This is a genomic window from Bordetella tumbae (assembly GCF_054780995.1).
Genome location: NZ_BAAGVG010000007.1, coordinates 37,609 through 54,512 on the forward strand (window position 1 = coordinate 37,609; position 16,904 = coordinate 54,512).

15 protein-coding genes are annotated in these 16,904 nt (G+C 59.2%); 9 read left to right on the forward strand and 6 right to left on the reverse strand.

Annotated features, from left to right (window positions below; translation table 11 throughout):
- Positions 1-21 precede the first annotated feature (21 nt).
- Positions 22-816, reverse strand: coding sequence for a GntR family transcriptional regulator (locus tag ACYVI2_RS05635; protein ID WP_415820227.1), 795 nt, complete (start codon positions 814-816; stop codon positions 22-24).
- A 129-nt stretch (positions 817-945) separates the two neighbouring features.
- Between ACYVI2_RS05635 and ACYVI2_RS05640 the strand changes: the two genes are divergently transcribed.
- Genes ACYVI2_RS05640 through ACYVI2_RS05665 form a run of 6 tightly spaced genes read left to right on the forward strand, consistent with a single transcriptional unit; the run spans position 946 to position 8,050 of the window.
- Positions 946-2,148 carry a CaiB/BaiF CoA transferase family protein gene (locus ACYVI2_RS05640; protein WP_415820228.1) on the forward strand — a complete coding sequence of 401 codons (1,203 nt, stop codon included), beginning with the start codon at positions 946-948 and terminating at the stop codon, positions 2,146-2,148.
- Positions 2,145-2,948: an enoyl-CoA hydratase/isomerase family protein gene (locus ACYVI2_RS05645; RefSeq protein ID WP_415820229.1), complete on the forward strand. Its 804-nt coding sequence runs from the start codon at positions 2,145-2,147 to the stop codon at positions 2,946-2,948. The genes ACYVI2_RS05640 and ACYVI2_RS05645 overlap by 4 nt, the downstream gene beginning before the upstream one ends.
- A gap of 23 nt (positions 2,949-2,971) precedes the next feature.
- Positions 2,972-3,913, forward strand: coding sequence for a hydroxymethylglutaryl-CoA lyase (locus tag ACYVI2_RS05650; RefSeq protein WP_415820230.1), 942 nt, complete (start codon positions 2,972-2,974; stop codon positions 3,911-3,913).
- Positions 3,914-3,946: 33 nt separating this feature from the next.
- Positions 3,947-5,140, forward strand: coding sequence for an acyl-CoA dehydrogenase family protein (locus ACYVI2_RS05655; RefSeq protein WP_415820231.1), 1,194 nt, complete (start codon positions 3,947-3,949; stop codon positions 5,138-5,140).
- A gap of 27 nt (positions 5,141-5,167) precedes the next feature.
- Positions 5,168-6,547, forward strand: a complete 1,380-nt coding sequence (locus tag ACYVI2_RS05660) for an MmgE/PrpD family protein (RefSeq protein ID WP_415820232.1) — start codon at positions 5,168-5,170, stop codon at positions 6,545-6,547.
- A 3-nt stretch (positions 6,548-6,550) separates the two neighbouring features.
- Complete coding sequence (locus tag ACYVI2_RS05665; protein ID WP_415820233.1) at positions 6,551-8,050, forward strand: class I adenylate-forming enzyme family protein; 1,500 nt, start codon at positions 6,551-6,553, stop codon at positions 8,048-8,050.
- A gap of 7 nt (positions 8,051-8,057) precedes the next feature.
- On the opposite strand, the gene ACYVI2_RS05670 is transcribed toward ACYVI2_RS05665, so the two are convergent.
- Together ACYVI2_RS05670 and ACYVI2_RS05675 are read right to left on the reverse strand one after the other, a co-directional pair.
- Positions 8,058-9,026, reverse strand: a complete 969-nt coding sequence (locus ACYVI2_RS05670) for a Bug family tripartite tricarboxylate transporter substrate binding protein (protein WP_415820234.1) — start codon at positions 9,024-9,026, stop codon at positions 8,058-8,060.
- Positions 9,027-9,234: 208 nt separating this feature from the next.
- The gene (locus tag ACYVI2_RS05675; RefSeq protein WP_415820235.1) at positions 9,235-10,200 is read right to left on the reverse strand and encodes a Bug family tripartite tricarboxylate transporter substrate binding protein; all 966 of its coding nucleotides are present in this window, start codon (positions 10,198-10,200) and stop codon (positions 9,235-9,237) included.
- 263 nt (positions 10,201-10,463) lie between these two features.
- Here ACYVI2_RS05675 and ACYVI2_RS05680 point away from each other — a divergent pair, with 263 nt between their 5' ends.
- Positions 10,464-11,450: a Bug family tripartite tricarboxylate transporter substrate binding protein gene (locus tag ACYVI2_RS05680; protein ID WP_415820236.1), complete on the forward strand. Its 987-nt coding sequence runs from the start codon at positions 10,464-10,466 to the stop codon at positions 11,448-11,450.
- Here ACYVI2_RS05680 and ACYVI2_RS05685 read toward each other — a convergent pair.
- Complete coding sequence (locus tag ACYVI2_RS05685; RefSeq protein ID WP_415820237.1) at positions 11,437-12,396, reverse strand: LysR family transcriptional regulator; 960 nt, start codon at positions 12,394-12,396, stop codon at positions 11,437-11,439. The two genes, ACYVI2_RS05680 and ACYVI2_RS05685, sit on opposite strands and share 14 nt — an antisense overlap.
- A 196-nt stretch (positions 12,397-12,592) precedes the next feature.
- Between ACYVI2_RS05685 and ACYVI2_RS05690 the strand changes: the two genes are divergently transcribed.
- Together ACYVI2_RS05690 and ACYVI2_RS05695 are read left to right on the forward strand one after the other, a co-directional pair.
- Positions 12,593-13,585 carry a Bug family tripartite tricarboxylate transporter substrate binding protein gene (locus ACYVI2_RS05690; RefSeq protein ID WP_415820238.1) on the forward strand — a complete coding sequence of 331 codons (993 nt, stop codon included), beginning with the start codon at positions 12,593-12,595 and terminating at the stop codon, positions 13,583-13,585.
- A gap of 77 nt (positions 13,586-13,662) precedes the next feature.
- On the forward strand, positions 13,663-14,322 hold the full coding sequence (locus ACYVI2_RS05695) for an isochorismatase family protein (RefSeq protein WP_415820239.1): 660 nt from the start codon (positions 13,663-13,665) through the stop codon (positions 14,320-14,322).
- A gap of 84 nt (positions 14,323-14,406) precedes the next feature.
- On the opposite strand, the gene ACYVI2_RS05700 is transcribed toward ACYVI2_RS05695, so the two are convergent.
- Entirely contained in the window at positions 14,407-15,684 is a 1,278-nt protein-coding gene (locus ACYVI2_RS05700; protein WP_415820240.1) for an amidase, read from the reverse strand.
- 147 nt (positions 15,685-15,831) lie between these two features.
- On the reverse strand, positions 15,832-16,827 hold the full coding sequence (locus ACYVI2_RS05705; protein WP_415820241.1) for a LysR substrate-binding domain-containing protein: 996 nt from the start codon (positions 16,825-16,827) through the stop codon (positions 15,832-15,834).
- Positions 16,828-16,904: the final 77 nt, after the last annotated feature.

Here is a 16,904-nt window from a genome sequence, read left to right on the forward strand (position 1 = left end):
GCCCGCCGAAAGGAAATCAATTCATGGTTCGTCTCCGCGTTCCCAGTCGGACTGCAGCTTGAAGCGATCGGCAATGTAAAAGTTTTCCGATACCGTCAGCAGACGGTCTTGCGGGTCAAAATAAGCGCGCAGCATGCGCAAGGCAGGACTGCCGCTTTCCAAGCCGAGCTGGAACAATGCGTTCTCAGGCATCAGCGTGGCCTCGATCTGCTGGCGGATCCGGTGGATCTCCTGACCATAATCGTCCTGCAGCATCTTGTAGATGCTGGGATGATTGCCATGCAGTTTTTGTTTAATCCCCTCGAACTCCGGGCGGATGAACACGCGCGTGTACGAGATCACACGGCCGCTTTCGACCAGGCAGCGGTTTGTGTGAAAAACCAGCCATTTCGAGCCTGGCTCGCAACGCAATGACTCCGCCATGGCGTCATCAGCCACAGCCAATGTTTCGCCAAAGACTTCCAGGCGAGTCTGGTCGGTATAGGCCAGCAGGTCTTTCATCGTGCCCAGGCCGGCGATATAGCTCGGTTGTGCTACCTCCGGCTGGGCCGAGGTGACTACCGTGCCGATGCTCGGGTACCGCACGATCATTCCCGTATCCACGAGCCGGCGCGTCGCCTCACGCACCGTATGCCGGCTCACGCCGAACGTGGCGCTCAGTTGAGCCTCGGTGGGCAGGAGCGATCCCACAGGATATTTCCCCGCCACGATGTCATTGAGCAGACTCTGATGCAGCCACGCGTATCGCGGCTGTGTCTTGCTGCGTGGCGTAGCGCGTGTCGGCTTGGCCGGAGGATTGTTGTTCTTCGATGGCATGCAATTCCCTTTCGGAAAATTTATGAAGTTAATGTACGTACATTCAAATTAGATGTAAAGTAATCAATGTACGTACATTAAATAAAACGCTTAACCCTCATACGAGGGAATAGTACGGAGACCTCATCCATGCAACAAACGAGTGCTGCCACCCATAGTGTGCCAGCCACGTCTCCCTTCAAGGGACTGGTCGTGGTTGAACTGGGCCATAGCGTGGCCGCGCCGTTTGCCGGGCAGATTTTCGGCGAATTGGGCGCGACAGTCATCAAAGTAGAAAAACACGATGGCGATGCCGCCCGATCATGGGGCCCACCCTTTCAAGACGGTGCGGCCACCATGTTCCAGGCGCTCAATCGCAACAAGCAATCCGTCGTGTGCGACTTGCGCGACGCGGAACAGACCGACGCGCTCAAGCGCCTGATCGCCGAACGCGCGGACGTCGTGCTGCAGAACCTGCGCCCCGGGCAAGTCGACACGCTGGGCCTGGATGGCGCTGCATTGCTCGCGCTCAAGCCATCTTTGATTTATTGCAACATGGGCGCCTTCGGGCACACCGGGCCGTTACGCCATCGTCCCGGATACGACCCGTTGATGCAGGCGTTCGGTGGCATCATGAGCACCACCGGCGAGGCAGGCCGCCCCTCCGTACGGGTCGGCGCGTCCATCGTCGACATGGGCACAGGCATGTGGGCCGTCATTGGTATCCTGGCTGCGCTCTGGCAGCGCCAGGCCACCGGCCAAGGCCGTATCGTCGATGTGTCGCTATTCGAAACCGCCACCTCCTGGGTGTCGCTGATCGCCTCGCAGGTATTGGTCTCGGGCGAAGCGCCCTCGCGCTATGGCTCGGGCACAGCCAGCATCGTTCCCTACAAAGGCTATACCACCGCAGATGGTGAAATCGTCGTGGCAGCGGGCAGCGAAAGCCTGTTTCGCAGTCTGGCACGTACTGTGGGTCATCCCGAATGGATCACAGACCCGCGCTTTGCCGACAACCCCAGCCGCGTGCACCATCAGGACGCACTGTACGGCATGCTCGACGAGATATTCGAAAAGCATCCTACGCATTACTGGCTCGAAAAACTGGAGGCGGCCGGCCTGCCCTGCTCTCCCGTTCACGACATGAATCAAATGCTGGCACACCCCCAGACCCAGGCGCTGGGCCTGGTACAGCGCGTGCCAGACAGCGAGATGAACTTCATTGGCCTGCCGCTGAGCTTTGATGGAGAGCGGCCACAGCCGCGTTTTCGTCCGCCCACGCTGGGGCAGCATACCGATCAACTATTGGGGCAGACTTCGTCACACGAGACTGCCCGCACGGAGACACATTCATGAACCAGGCTTTTCCTCATTACGACACTCTGACACTGCACATGGAAAACGAGCACGTCTTGCTCGTCACGCTCAATCGTCCGCAGGTAGGTAACGCCCTCAATACTCAAATGGGCCATGACCTGCTGGATGTATGGAATAGGCTGACGGAGGACGCGGGCCCTGTACGCTGCGTGGTGCTGACTGGCGCCGGGGAACGCATTTTCTGCGGCGGCGGCGATCTGAAAGAGCGCAATGGCATGAGCCGCGAAGTCTGGCAGCGTCAGCACGAGCTGTTCGAACGCATGTACTGGACCCTGGTGGACCTGCCGCTGCCCGTCATCGCCGCTGTCAATGGACACGCCTATGCCGGCGGTCTGGAAATGGCGCTGTCTTGCGACTTTGTCTATGCCAGTCATCAAGCCCGCTTTGCGCTCACCGAAGTGACATTGGGCATCATGCCGGGCGCTGGCGGCACACAGAATCTGCCACGTGCCATCGGCGAACGCCGCGCCAAAGAAATCCTGATGACGGGCCGCCCATTCGACGCACAACAAGGCCTGGATTGGGGATTGATCAACGCGTTGCACGAGCCCGCCCAGGTATTGCCCGCCGCCCTGGACACAGCCAATGTCATTGCGGGCAATGCGCCGCTGTCCGTTCGTCAGATCAAGAAATCCGTGCGCTATGGCGGTCAAATGGAATTACGCACTGCGTTCCGATTCGAGATCGAGGCCTATAACCACCTGATTGACACCGACGACCGTCGTGAAGGCGTGCTGGCCTTCAATGAAAAACGCAAACCGGTCTTTACGGGCCGCTGATCCCACTGCCAAAGGAACACATCATGTCCAGAGAAGTCATCCTGCGCGAAGTCGGCCTGCGAGATGGTCTGCAAAGCGTCTCGACTTTCGTCGACACCGCCGACAAGATGGAATGGATACGGCGCGAGGCGGCCGCCGGTGTCAGCGAAATCGAGGTCACGTCCTATGTGCCGCCAAAGCTCTTGCCGCAATTCGTCGATGCCGAGGCAGTCACCACGGAATCGCTGCGCATCCCGGGCCTGACGGTGGCCTCGCTAGTGCCGAACTCACGAGGAGCGCAACGTGGCATCGAATTAGGCGTGCACAAAATCAATTTCGTCATGTCGGTGAGCGAAACGCACAACATGAAAAACGTCCGCCGTAGCCGGGAAGAATCCTTGGCCGACTTCCGCAATATGGTAGAGCTTGCGCGCGCCCAACCACAGACGCAGCGACCGATACTCTGCGGTGGATTGGCGACTGCGCTGGGTTGCTCGTATGAGGGTCAAGTCCCTGTGAAGGATGTGGTGCACTACGCCGTCGCGTTAGTAGAGGCCGGCGCCGACGAGTTGATCATTCCCGACACCGTGGGCTATGCCAACCCGGCGCTCGTGCGCCAGGTGTTTAAAGCCGTTCTGGCCGAAGTCGGCGGCTTGCCTGTGGCCGCTCATTTCCATGACACACGCGGCACCGGCTTGGCCAATCTATTGGCGGCCTTGGACTGTGGCGTACGGGCTTTCGATGCATCCCTCGGAGGATTGGGCGGATGTCCTTTTGCGCCAGGCGCTACGGGCAACATCGTCATGGAGGACGCCGCCTACATGCTGGAATCCATGGGCATAGACACGGGCATCGACCTCTCGGCACTATTAGAGGTCCGCAGTGTCCTGCAGCGCGCGCTGCCCGATGTGCCTTTGTATGGCGGCCTGCCGCGCGCGGGGTTGCCGCGAGGCTTTGTCCCTGCCCGTCAAGCCCTCGCCGCCTGAATCCCTCGCCACGAACTCATTCGACCACACGCTATGGACAACATCTCATCCTCTTCAGAAGGCCTCACCCTGCCTTTGGGCGAAGACTTTCCCGATGTGCGCGACAGCGTACAACGCATTTGCGAGCAGTTCCCAGGGGAATACTGGCGCCGCCTGGAAGAAGACAACTGCTATCCAGACGAATTTGTCGCTGCATTGACGGAATCCGGATTTCTGGCAGCGCTCATCCCCGAAGAATACGAAGGCAGTGGCATGCCATTACGCGCCGCCGCCGTCATCCTCGAAGAAATCCATGCAGCCGGCTGCAATGCGGGCGCCTGCCATGCACAGATGTATACGATGGGCACGCTGCTGCGCCACGGCAGCGCCGAACAAAAGGCGCGCTATCTGCCCGCCATCGCACGCGGCGAACTGCGGCTGCAGGCCTTCGGCGTCACGGAACCCACCAGCGGCACCGACACAACCCGCCTGAAAACCCGGGCCGTACGAGACGGTGACAGCTATGTCATCAATGGGCAAAAAGTCTGGACCTCTCGCGCCCTGCAATCCGATCTGATGCTGCTGCTGGCTCGTACCACCCCCTATGACGACGTGGCAAAGAAAGTCGATGGTCTTTCCGTCTTTCTCGTCGACATACGTGCTGCCTTGGGTAACGGGATGGAAATCCGCCCGCTCAAAGCCATGATCAATCACAACACCACCGAGGTGTTTTTCGACAACCTGCGCATCCCGGCCGACAGCTTGATCGGCCAGGAAGGCCGTGGATTTCGCTACATCCTGGACGGCATGAACGCCGAACGTATCCTGGTTGCTTCGGAAGCCATCGGCGATGCGCGCTGGTTCACCCGTACCTCAGTGGCCTACGCCAACGATCGACGTGTCTTTGACCGCCCCATTGGCCAAAACCAGGGCATCCAATTTCCCATCGCACGTGCGTATGCAGAAACACAGGCCGCCGACCTGATGCTGCGCAAGGCTGCCGCCTTGTTCCAGGCGGGCATCCCCTGCGGCGACGAAGCCAATATCGGAAAAATGCTGGCGTCCGAGGCCTCCTGGCATGCCGCCGAGGCGTGCCTGCAAACGCATGGCGGTTTCGGTTTCGCACGCGAATACGACGTCGAACGCAAATGGCGCGAAACCCGCTTGCTGCAGATTGCGCCTATCTCGACGAATTTGATCCTGTCATACATCGGCCAGCACATTCTCGGCATGCCCCGCTCGTTCTGAGCGTGCATGGACCGCAAGGAGCTTCTCATGAACGCACTCACCCAAGCGTTGGCCACGTACATCGCACAGCCTGATTTCGGCGCCCGCGAAAGCGAGGCCATCACCATCGCCCGCCAGGGCATGACCGACACCATCGCCGTCGCCCTCGCCGGACACCAGGAGCCAGTCGCGCGTATTGCGCTGGAGTATGCGCGATCTACGCTACAGTCCGGCGCACAGAGCGCTCCGCTATGGTTTGGCGGCGCGACGCTGCCATCGCCGCAAGCCGCATTCGTCAACGGCGTCGCGGGTCACGCACTGGATTACGACGACGTCGCGCTTTCCGGCCACCCCAGCACCGTGCTCACGCCGGCCATTCTCGCAGAAGGTTACGCACGAGGCATCTCAGGAGCCGAATGTTTGCGCGCCTATGTCGTGGGCTATGAAGTCTGGGCGGAATTGGCCTCGCGCGAATCGGACCCGTATCACATCAAAGGATGGCATCCGACGGCGGTATTCGGCACGGTCGCCGCGACGGCAGCCCTCGCCTATCTGCGCAAACTGCCGGCCTCTGACATCGTCCGCGCACTGGCCATCAGCGCCAGCCTGGCCAGCGGCCTCGTCGCGAACTTCGGCACCATGACCAAACCGCTGCACGCAGGCCGTGCCGGCGCCCTCGCTTTTGAAGCAGTCACGCTGGCCGGCCTGGGATTGAGTGCGGCAACCGACGCACTGGAGCATCATGCGGGGTTCCTGGCAGCCCTATCTCCGCACGGCCATGTCGATCGCGAACGCCCCTATCGGCCTGGCGCCCCCCATATTCTGGCCACGCGCCTGTCCATCAAGAAATACCCCCTCTGCTATTCCGGCCATCGCGTCATCGATGCCGTTCTCGATATCGCGAACGCAGAAAACCTGGATGCCGCCAACGTCGCGCGCATCACGCTGGGCATCGGCGCAGCCCAGGCCTCCATGCTGCGCAACGCGGCCCCCGTCACCGCACTGGAAGCCAAATTCAGCGCACAGTTTGCCGTAGCCGCCGCGTTGCTGCGGCGAAAAGTGGGACTGGCAGAATTGAACGACGAGTTTGTCAATGAGCCCACCATGCACGAGCTCTATCGAAAGGTCGTCATCGACATCGTCAAGGCACCGGATCCCGAAGACGCTGCATTCGCCCTGTACGACACGGTAACCATCGAAATGCAGGACGGCCGCATTTTCCGCTCAGGTGAAATCCGCTATCCGCGCGGACATGCTCATTTGCCGTTGAGCGAAGCCGACCTGCGTACCAAATTCGATGACTGCCTGGCGATATGGCGAGCTCAGGCGGGCACGAATACCGCGGCAATCCCGTCGGCCGGCACGCTCTATGACCGCTTGACCAGTCTCGCGCAGATCGACAACATTCGCACCCTATTTGGAAACTGATCAATGACGCGTACCGACGATATCCCCTGGTCGCTCGAACTCCATACGCTGGCCCAACGCTATCCTGAACAGGTGGCCGTCGACGACGGCCACGCCACACTGAGTTACGCCGCGCTCAACGCCCGCGCCCATGCGCTGGCGAACGCCTTGTCAAACGACGGCGCGCAGCCAGGGGGTTGTGTCGGCATCTACTTGCCCAACGGTATCAATGCAGTCTGGGCAGACTATGGCGCCACCATCAGCGGCGTCTGTCTGGTGCATCTGAATGCCGCCTACACGCGCCAGGAAATTCAATGGGGACTGCAGTTGGCCCCCATGAGCCACATCATCACCGACCGCGCCCACGCCGACACGGTACGGGACCTGGGGGCCCGGCTGATCCTGTGCGAAGACATCGCGCCACTCCCCCATCCCGATGTGTTGCCCGCAGTCCGCGCCGATTCTTGGGGCCGAATCATTTTCTCCTCGGGCACCACCGGCAAGCCCAAAGCACTGGTGTATGACCAAGGGCGCCGCTGGCTGGCGGCAGTGTTGCTGCGTGCCGTGTTGCCCTTTACACCTAGCCCTGGATCCCGAGTATTGCTGATGACGCCCTATGTGCATGGGGCCTCCATGCAGGCGCGCGCATGGCTGGACTACGGCGGGACAGCGGTATTGCTCAATGGCGTCGACCTCGAGGCCGTGGGCCGCGAATTGCGCAGCGGCAAACTCGAGGCGATATTCGCCCCTCCTACCGTGCTCGCAAAACTCGCTGCGGCCTTTGAGGGCGAACACCTCCCCAACGTACGCTGTGTTTTCACCGGCACCCAGACGCTCACGCCCAGCCTCTATGCGCGGGCACGTGCGCTCTTTGGCCCCTGCGTACGCGTCACCTATGGCAAGAGCGAAAACGTCAACCCCATCACCGTGCTGGATCCTGCCGCCACCGAAGCCTGCTTTGCATCGGATAGCGGCGAAGGCGCTTGCCTGGGCTGGCCCGCCCCTGGCGTGCAGTTGCGCATCAACTCGCACGACGAGATCGAATTACGCTCGTCGCATATGTATATCGGCCATATCGATCAAGACGGTTTTCACACACCGGACGCCGATGGCTGGCACCGCACCGGCGACCTGGGCCGCATCGACGAACGAGGACGGCTCTGGCTGCTAGGCCGCATGGCCGACGTCATCAAGACGGGGGGCTATAAAGTCTATCCCGATGAAATCGAAGCCGCCCTCGCCGGCACACCAGGATGCGGCGACATCTGTGTCGTCGCATTGCCCTCCGACTACTGGGGCGAGATCATCGTCGCCGTCGCAGAGCGTGCCGAAGACATCTGGGCAGATCATGCGCGGCAACAGATCGAGAGCCTCGCGCGCTACAAACACCCCCGCGCGCATATCGCCGTCGCGGCCCTGCCGCGCAACCCTCAAGGCAAGATCAGCCGACGTGCCGTACGAGACCAGATACTGTCCGAATACGCGCTGCACGACGGCCCCTATCCCACCTTGCAAAAACGTTAACAGGTACTCAATCGACTTTGGCGTTAGAGGTCTTGACCGCTTTACCCCATACTGAGATCTCTCGCGCAATAAACTCGCGCGTATCCTCGGGGCTGACTGAAACCGTATCCGCGCCCAAGCCGGCGAGTTTATTCTGGATAGCCGGACGGCTCACCACATCGCGCGTCACCGCGTTGAGCTTGTCGATGACGGGTTTAGGTGTCCCTGCAGGCGCCATCAAGACAATCCACGCTTGCGCTTCATAGCCTGCTACCCCTTCGACGGACACAGGCTTCACGTCGGGAAACGCCCGGGCCGGCTCTCGACCACCCACGGCCAGTACCTTTAGCGCACCGGACTCGACATGCGGCTTGATAGCAGGGCCGGCCTCAAACATCAGCGCCACATCGCCGCTCAACAGTCCCGTCAACGCCGCCGATGCCCCACGATACGGCACATGCGTCATATTCAGTCCGGCTTGGCTCTTGAACATTTCCATCGCCAAATGGTTCGTCAACCCGCTGCCGCCCGAGCCGTAGTTCAGTTGGCCAGGATGCTGCTTGATATAGTCCACGAGCTCACGCACGTTGTCGGCTGGGAAATCCTTGCGCACCACCAGAAACAACGGCACCATCGCGACCAGCGCGACAGGTTCGTAGTCTTTCTGGACATCGTATGGCAGCTTGCTATAGAGCCCCGGGTTGATCGCCACTGGTCCACTGGCAGTCATCAACAGCGTATAGCCATCCGCCTCCGAGCGCTTGGCAGCCTCCATGCCGATGATGCCGCCCGCGCCGCCTCGGTTATCGACAAAAAAAGCCTGTCCCAAGGCGTCACTCAGTTCCTGTCCAACAGTACGGGCAATGACATCCGTCGTCTGTCCAGCCGGGTATGGCACGATCATCTTGACGCCGCGCTCGGGATACGCCGCATGCGCCGTCAGCATGCCTGTTCCCAATCCCATACCCAGCAATAACGCCGCTATTGCTCCACGCATCCTCTGCCTCCTTATTGGTGGTTTCGGGCGCTGATCTACGCCAACGTCCGTACATAAACATATCACTTATTAGCGATTATGTACGTACATTGTTATGACGCAGTGCGGCATTACTTAAAACGAGGGCTTACACAGGCTTTGACTCCATGATGGTCGGGGCAGCACTGGACACGGCCGATCCGTTCCTGGAACAACTGATCTGCAAGAATCAATCCACCGTCGCACCCGTGAACTTCACGATTTCTGCGTATCGTGCAATATCTTTGCGCACGAATTCGCCAAGCTCCTCGGGCGTACTGCTCACGGCAGTTGCCGCCTCGCCCTCAAGCAGCTTACGAAAATCCGGTGTATCCACGGCCTTGCGCGCGGCGCTGTTCAGCTCGGCGACGACCTTGGGTGACAACCCCGCCGGGCCGAACATTGCGAACCAGGCATTGGATTCGAATCCCTTGATCGTGTCGCCAATCGGCGGCACGCTCGGGAATTGCGGCAGTTCCGCAGTACTCGTCACGCCGAGTGCTTTCAACGTTCCGCTCTTGACCGGCGACAAGGCATTCATCGAACTCGCAAACATCATATCCACCTGGCCGCCCAGCACATCCGTGAGCGCAGGCGCGGTCCCCTTGTAGGGCACGTTCAAGATATCCAGCCCGGACATCATTTTCATCCGCTCGCCCGCCATGTGCAGCGACGAACCGGTCGCACCCAGCGCCATGGTGTATTTGCCCGGATGCGATTTCACTTCTTTAACAAACTCGGCCATGTTCTGCGCCGGGAAATCCTTGCGCGTGATCAAGACACTGGGCACATTCGCCAGCATGCTGATCGGCGTGAAATCCTTGACCGTGTCGAACGGCAGTTTGCGATACAGCGAAGCGTTGATGGAAAAGCTGGTGAACGTGACCAACAGCGTATTGCCATCGGCCATGCTCTTGGCCACGTAGTCCGCCGCAATGTTGCCCCCAGCGCCGGGTTTGTTCTCGACCAACACAGTGCGCTTTAAATCCTGGCCCATATGCTGTGCAATGCTGCGCGCCACGGTATCCGTCGTACCCCCCGGAGGCGCTCCCACGACGAGTTTGATCGTGTTGCTCTGCGCCAAAGCGGCTAGGGGTAAAGCGCAGGTCGCAATCAAGGCACAGCGGCTCAGCCCATGGAAAACGGAATGCAGCATGGAGGTCTCCTCGTTTGATGTTGGTGTGTGCCGCAAGCATAAAGGCAAGCCGCCTCCCCAGAAATAGAACATTCGTCGGGAGACATAGAACAATATGCCCGAGGCCCGGAAAGTACGGCATATGTTCCAAAATTGGAATTTATTGCAAAATTAGCTGATCTGATTAAAAATTAGCGCACTGCTCCATAAATGGAACGAGTGCGAGCAGCAGAGAAACATCGCTTGGCCTTCTCCCGAACCACTTTTTCGGCGATCTCACACCCATGCTGCCCAAGGTCTTTCTGCTTGCTTCCCGTGCAATCGCGCTTTGTCTTGTAGCGGTACTAGCCTGTGGTTGGACCGCTCAATCCCGTGCTGAGTATCCGGATCGACCGATCGTCATCATGGTCGGTTTCGCACCCGGAGGCGGGACTGACACCGTGGCGCGGGTATTAGCGCGCGAGCTCGGGAATCAACTCAAACAGTCGGTCGTCGTCGAGAACAAGCCAGGCGCCGCCGGAGCAATAGCGGCGGCACAAGTCTCGCGAGCGCCGGCCGACGGCTATACGCTATTGCTTTCCGATCCTGCGTTCGTCGTCAATACAGCCCTGACCGACAATATCGGTTATGACTTGAAGAATGGCTTTGCGCCTGTGTCGACGGTGACCATGTCTCCTCTCGTACTCGTGGTTCCGCCATCATCCAAAGCCAACAACGTCGCTGATTTACCAACGATTGCCAATCAGCAACCAGGCGGTCTGAATTTCGCCTCGTCGGGTGTCGGCACCACGCCGCATCTGGCTGCCGAGATGCTGCGATTTGCCACGAATGCGCCGTTTACTCACGTGCCCTATAAAAGCACGGCCCTGGCCATGACCGATCTGGCTGCGGGCCAGCTGGATTTCTCGTTCGCCACCATCGCCTCCGCAAATCCCTTCATTCAGAAAAACTCGGTACGCGTGATTGCTACGACAGGATTGAAACGCAGCAGCCTATTCCCGGATATACCGACTGTCGCGGAACGCTTTCCGGACTTTGAGGTGCAGTTCTGGACCGGCTTGTTTGCCCCGGCAGGCACTCCCCCCGACATCGTCGACCGTTTAAACAACGCGGTGAAAGCGGCTCTGTCCAATCCAGAGGTCATTAAATCGCTGGAACAAACGGGCGGAATCGCCACGCATTTGTCTGTCGAGAAGTCGACTCAATTCGTTGATTCGGAACTTCAGCGATGGACTGCGCTTATTCAGAAAGCAAAGATCAAGCCTGAATAACAGATGGAAGAAAATCTGTTCCGATCCTCGTCGTCAGAGATGGCTGCCGAGTCGCCGCCATAACGATGGCACGTTCGATCAGCCACACAAACAAAGGGTCCATCCTAGGTTGACGCCCATCTCCCGTCGCGCGGGTCACGACGTTGAGTGTGCTCTTTAACACCCCTCCTTCGATGCGACGCCCCGCCAACCGTCCCGCCTTGATCTCGTGAGCGATACTGCCGTAAGGCAACACACTGCATGCCGTGCCGCGCAGCAGCAGATCCCGAATGCCGGCGATAGACTGCAACTCATAGCGCACGGTGAGATCCTCTGGTGTACGTCCAGCCGCATGTGCCAGCACCCTTCGCCCGATATCCTGGGCCGACCCCAACGCCAAATCGCGGCTCAGAATGTATGCGAGCTCCACGGTGGCGGCATCGGGCGCGATATCTGGGCGGCATGCGAAGAGCATTTCTTCTTCCATGACGGCGGTCAGTGACAGCGCCGAACGCGGCGCGATGTCGTATGCCAACGCGACATCGAGCTCGCTCGCCTCCACCGCCGTTGCCAATCTGAAACTAGGCTCTTCCCATAAGCGCAGATGGCTGCCGGCAGCGTACTCACCGAATGCTAGCTGCAGATCCGTACCCATCAATAACGTCAGACTAGGCGTGAGCCCCAACGTCAATGTCTGCGATGCGCTCTTGCCCAACGCAGCAACCTCGCGCTGGGTACGCTCGACCAGATCAATGATCTCCAGGCTGCGAGCATATAGCCGCTCACCTGCCCGCGTGGGATTGACGCCCCGGGAATGACGATCCAGCAACGAAACGTCCAGCTCGGCTTCCAGCGCGCGAATATGTTGGCCCAACGCAGGCTGCGCCATATGCAGGCGTTCCGCCGCGCGCGTGACGTTGCGCTGTTCAACGGCGGCAACAAAACAACGAAGCTGTCGGAGATTCATAGCCTCAGCAGAATCAATGTAGCTGGTTCAAGAATGAAGCATCCATACGATGGTGGAAACGTCGAGCCCGACAAGGAAGAAATGGCAGCCGGCATATCGAAGTCTTCTCGCTCTCAAATGAAAACAGTCTTGGACAGTGTTGCCACCCTCATTTCAAATAGCGTTAGTCAATCGTGATCATCAATGGGAGAGTCCTGTGTATTGGAACCGAATCCTCAATGTTTGTGTAGCGGTATTAGCACTAATGGGAAGCCAGGCCACATCACCGGTCCAGGCAGAGCCCAAAGCCTACCCTAGCCACGCGGTCCGTATCGTCGACGCCTTTCCCGCCGGCGGCAGCACCGATTACCTGGCACGTCAAATCGCCACACGCACGGGCAATGAATGGAATATCCCTGTCGTGGTAGAAAACCGTAGCGGCGCCGCGGGCCAGATCGGGACTGGCAGCGTAGCCCGCTCCGAACCTGATGGATATACGCTGCTCGTCATACCGAACGAATTATGGTCGGTCGCCCCTGTGCTCTACGGCAAACGGCTACCCTATGATACGCATAAACAGCTCATGCCGGTCGCGCCGGTTGCCCAGGTCCCCATCGTGGTCGCGGTCAACCCGTCCCTACCGGTGTCGAACATCAAAGAGTTTATCGCCTATGCCAAAGCACATCCCGGTCAGGTGACGTTTGGGTCGGCGGGCATTGGCAGTATTCATCACCTGGCGGCCGAATACTTTGCGGCGAAATCAGGAGTTCCTCTGATGCACGTGCCCTATCAGGGCACAGCGCCCGCAGTCAACGATTTGCTGGGCGGCCAAATTTCAGTCGTGTTCTCACCGATCAGCTCTGTCCTGTCTCATATCCAGGCAGGAAAGCTCAAAGCAATAGCGGTAACGGGCGAAAAACGAGCGCTGGCGTTGCCGGACGTTCCCACCGTGGCTGAATCCGGCGTGCCCGACTACACGACCACATTCCGCGTCAGCCTGTTGGCCCCACGCGGCATTCCCGACGACGTACGCCAAAAATGGTTCGATCAAGTACGCAAAGTAACGACCTCAGATGACGTACGTCAGGCGTTGGCTGTGCAGGGAATCGAACCCGATGTCATCGACTATGCCGCCTGGCTAAAACGCTTTGAGCAGGACGCCGAACAATGGAAAGCAGTGATCGAGCAAGCAAATATTCGGGTGGAATAGTTCACGCCGGCGAGGCGATAACTGGAACCCCTATGGCGATTAGCTCCCCCATGAGCTGTTAAAGGAGATGAAACACAATGAATGACTTGGCTAATAGCCTGGATGCTCATGATGCAGAGTTCTTTCAAAAGCGGGGCTTTGGAGGCCGTCTGGGATTTGGAACAAAACCAGCATTGATTGTCATCGACCTGAGCAATGGATTCACCGATCCATCCCAACCCCTGGGATCGGACCTGAGCAAGCAGATCGACGTCACGAACAAACTGACTAGAGTCGCACGCCAAAAGAATATCCCAGTCATTCTCAGCATGGTGCGATACGAAGACGCGAAACTGCGCGACGCGGGGATCTGGCATCAGAAAATGCGTGGACAATCTACCCTGCACATCGATGGCGAAGGCTATCAACTCGACCGCCGCCTGGAACGCGCGGATGACGACGTGCTGCTTTACAAAAAATACGCGTCCTGCTTTTTTGGTTCGGACCTCATGTCACGCCTGGTCAATCGAGGTATCGATACGCTGATCATGACCGGCACCGCAACGAGCGGCTGCGTACGCGCAACGGCTGTAGATGCCGTTCAATTGGGGTTCAGACCCATCGTGGTGGCAGAAGGCGTAGGCGACCGCTCTGCCGCATCACATCAACAAAGCCTGTTCGACATTGATACCAAGTATGGGGATGTCGTGAGCGTAGAGGAAACGATCAAGTATCTCGAAACGATTGGTATGCAGTAAGTGTTTTAGGAAGGGTATGCGACCACAGTGGTCGCATACCCTTCCATGTGAGCAAGCAAATTCAGTTGCGGGGCACTATTCGAATTATTCTCCTGCCAGCAAAATACCGTGCAGCGCGGCAGCCCACGACAATAACTGGTGATCAGACTCATACCGCCCGACCAGCTGCACGCCTATCGGCAAGCCGGCACCACCAGCATCCATAGGCAGATGCAGACAAGGCCAACCCAGTGCGGACCAGATCCGATTGAATGCCGACGCCCCCGTGCTGGCCAGCCCATGAGGGGCAACCCCAGGCGTACTGGGCGTCACAATCAGATCGGCATCGCCGATCAGTTCAGCCCATCGATCACGCCAATAAAGTTGAGCGTGGCGCTGGGCGAGATAGTCTTGCGCGGCAATGTCGAACCCTTTGCGTACCGTATCCAGCAGGCTGGCACTGACCTGATCAGGGCAACGCTGCACAACGGGACTCAAGCTGCGCGCAAATTCATAATGCATGATCGTCGTGTGGATCTCCGCGATTTCCGCGGCTCGATCAAAGGGCACATCGACGCAACGGATGCCGTGGCGTTCGAAGGCATCGCGAGCGGCCGCTAATGCGCGCTCACTCGCCGTCTCGAGTAGATTGTCCGGATCGCCGCGCACAATGGCTACGGTGCGCGGCGGTGCGGTCAACCCAGCATCGGGCTGGGGATACGGCAGCAAGACCTCGGCCAACAGACGCGTATCCGCCACCGATCGTGTATGCCAGCCGATCACGTCCAGCGACTCACACGTCTGACGCAGACCGTCTCGGAACACGGCGCCAAACGACGGTTTGAACCCCACTACCCCGCAATAGGCGGCGGGCCGGATGATGGACCCGCCGGTTTGCGTACCCAAAGCAAAAGGAATCATGCCCGCCGCCACGGCAGCGGCCGACCCACTGGAAGAGCCACCCGGGGTGTGCCCCGGGGCTCGAGGATTCTGTGTAGGCCCTGGCCGGCGAAAAGCGTATTCCGCGGTCACTACCTTGCCCACCGGCACGGCGCCCGCCCGCCTCAGCAACGCGACGCAACTGGCATCGAAAGCACGCGGCACATCCGGTTCGGCAGGAGACCCGCAACAAGTAGGCATGCCCGCCACGTCGATGACATCTTTAACGGCGAAAGGCACGCCTGCCAGCGGCACGTCGGCAGGCACGGCTGACGCTGCCTCACGCAGCGTCTCGGCGTTCTCGATATACGTCCAGGCCTGTACTTGGGCATCGCGCTCACCAATGCGGGCTAATGCCTGGTTCACTGCCGCCTCGCGACCCTCAGCGGTCCGCGAGACAATCTCGTGCAACGTCGATGCCAGTTCCAGGCCAGGTTTTTCCATAGCAGCAAATGTCCGCAGCGTAGTGCCGGTGCCGGCATTGCGGTGCCTGGCCTAGGGTGAGAGCACACCACCGACCGATTGTTAGGGTGATCTGGAAATATACCAAATTTGGAACATATCCTATAAACAGGGTAAACCCTGGTATTTTCAATCGGCACTTGGCATGAAAAATTTTCTATTCACTTTCTCGATGGCCGGCCCGGCCTCGTCTATGAACGCTTTGCTGAGCCAATCTGTAAATGCACGGATGCGTGGCGTATTCCCCCTGCGTGTCAGCAAGTAATACGAGGCATCGAACGGCACCGTGACGGCAAACGGCATGACCAACGCTCCTCTGGCGAGTTCGGCGCGGCAAAGCTCGGGAGTACTGACCAGCAGCCCCTCACCACGGACCGCCGCCTCAATGGCCAAGGCCGCATGAGTGAACCGGTGCCCGCCCTCAGGCGTGGACGGCTCCAGATCCGCAGCGCGCAGCCATTGTTCCCAGAATGACATCGTGCCGTATTTCACGCCGCGCTCGTCATGCAACCAGGGAAAGCTGAACACATCGGCTGGCGACCGCAATGTACGCCCCCGCCCCAACAACTCTGGACTGCACATCAGCGCCAGCGACAGCGGCACGATTTCACAGACCTCTACATCCAGTTCGGGCCTGTCTCCATAGACAATCACGACATCGGCATTCTCTACCCAGTCCTGCAATGTGGCGGCTTCGTCCCGTGCCGACCGCAACGACAAACCGGGCTCGCGCATACGGGTGGTGACGTTTAAATCGACCTCGGGATGCAGCGCCAGAAACTGATGAGTAATAGGCATCAAGAGCCTGAGCGTAAAGGACGGCGGCGCACTCAGCGACAGAACCCCCACCTCGCGAAACTCCGCCAACACATCCATGGCCTCGCTCAACCCTTCGAATCCCCGCCGCAGAGGCGGCAGACAGCTTTTCCCGGCTGCGGTCAGGACCAGGCTACGATGCCCTCTGTCGAACAGCTTGACGCCGAGCACCGCCTCGAGTTGCTGGATCTGATGGCTGACAGCGGTAGGCGTGACATGCAGTTCGGCTGCGGCGGCCTTGAAGCTCATGTGACGAGCGGCCATCTCGAAGGCACGCAGAGCCGTGAGCGGAAGCTGGGAGATATGCATGATTGAGATGAAAAAAATTTAGTCAAAGCAAAGAATAAATCGTTTGACCCATTTTTGGTACATCCGTATCGTTGCGG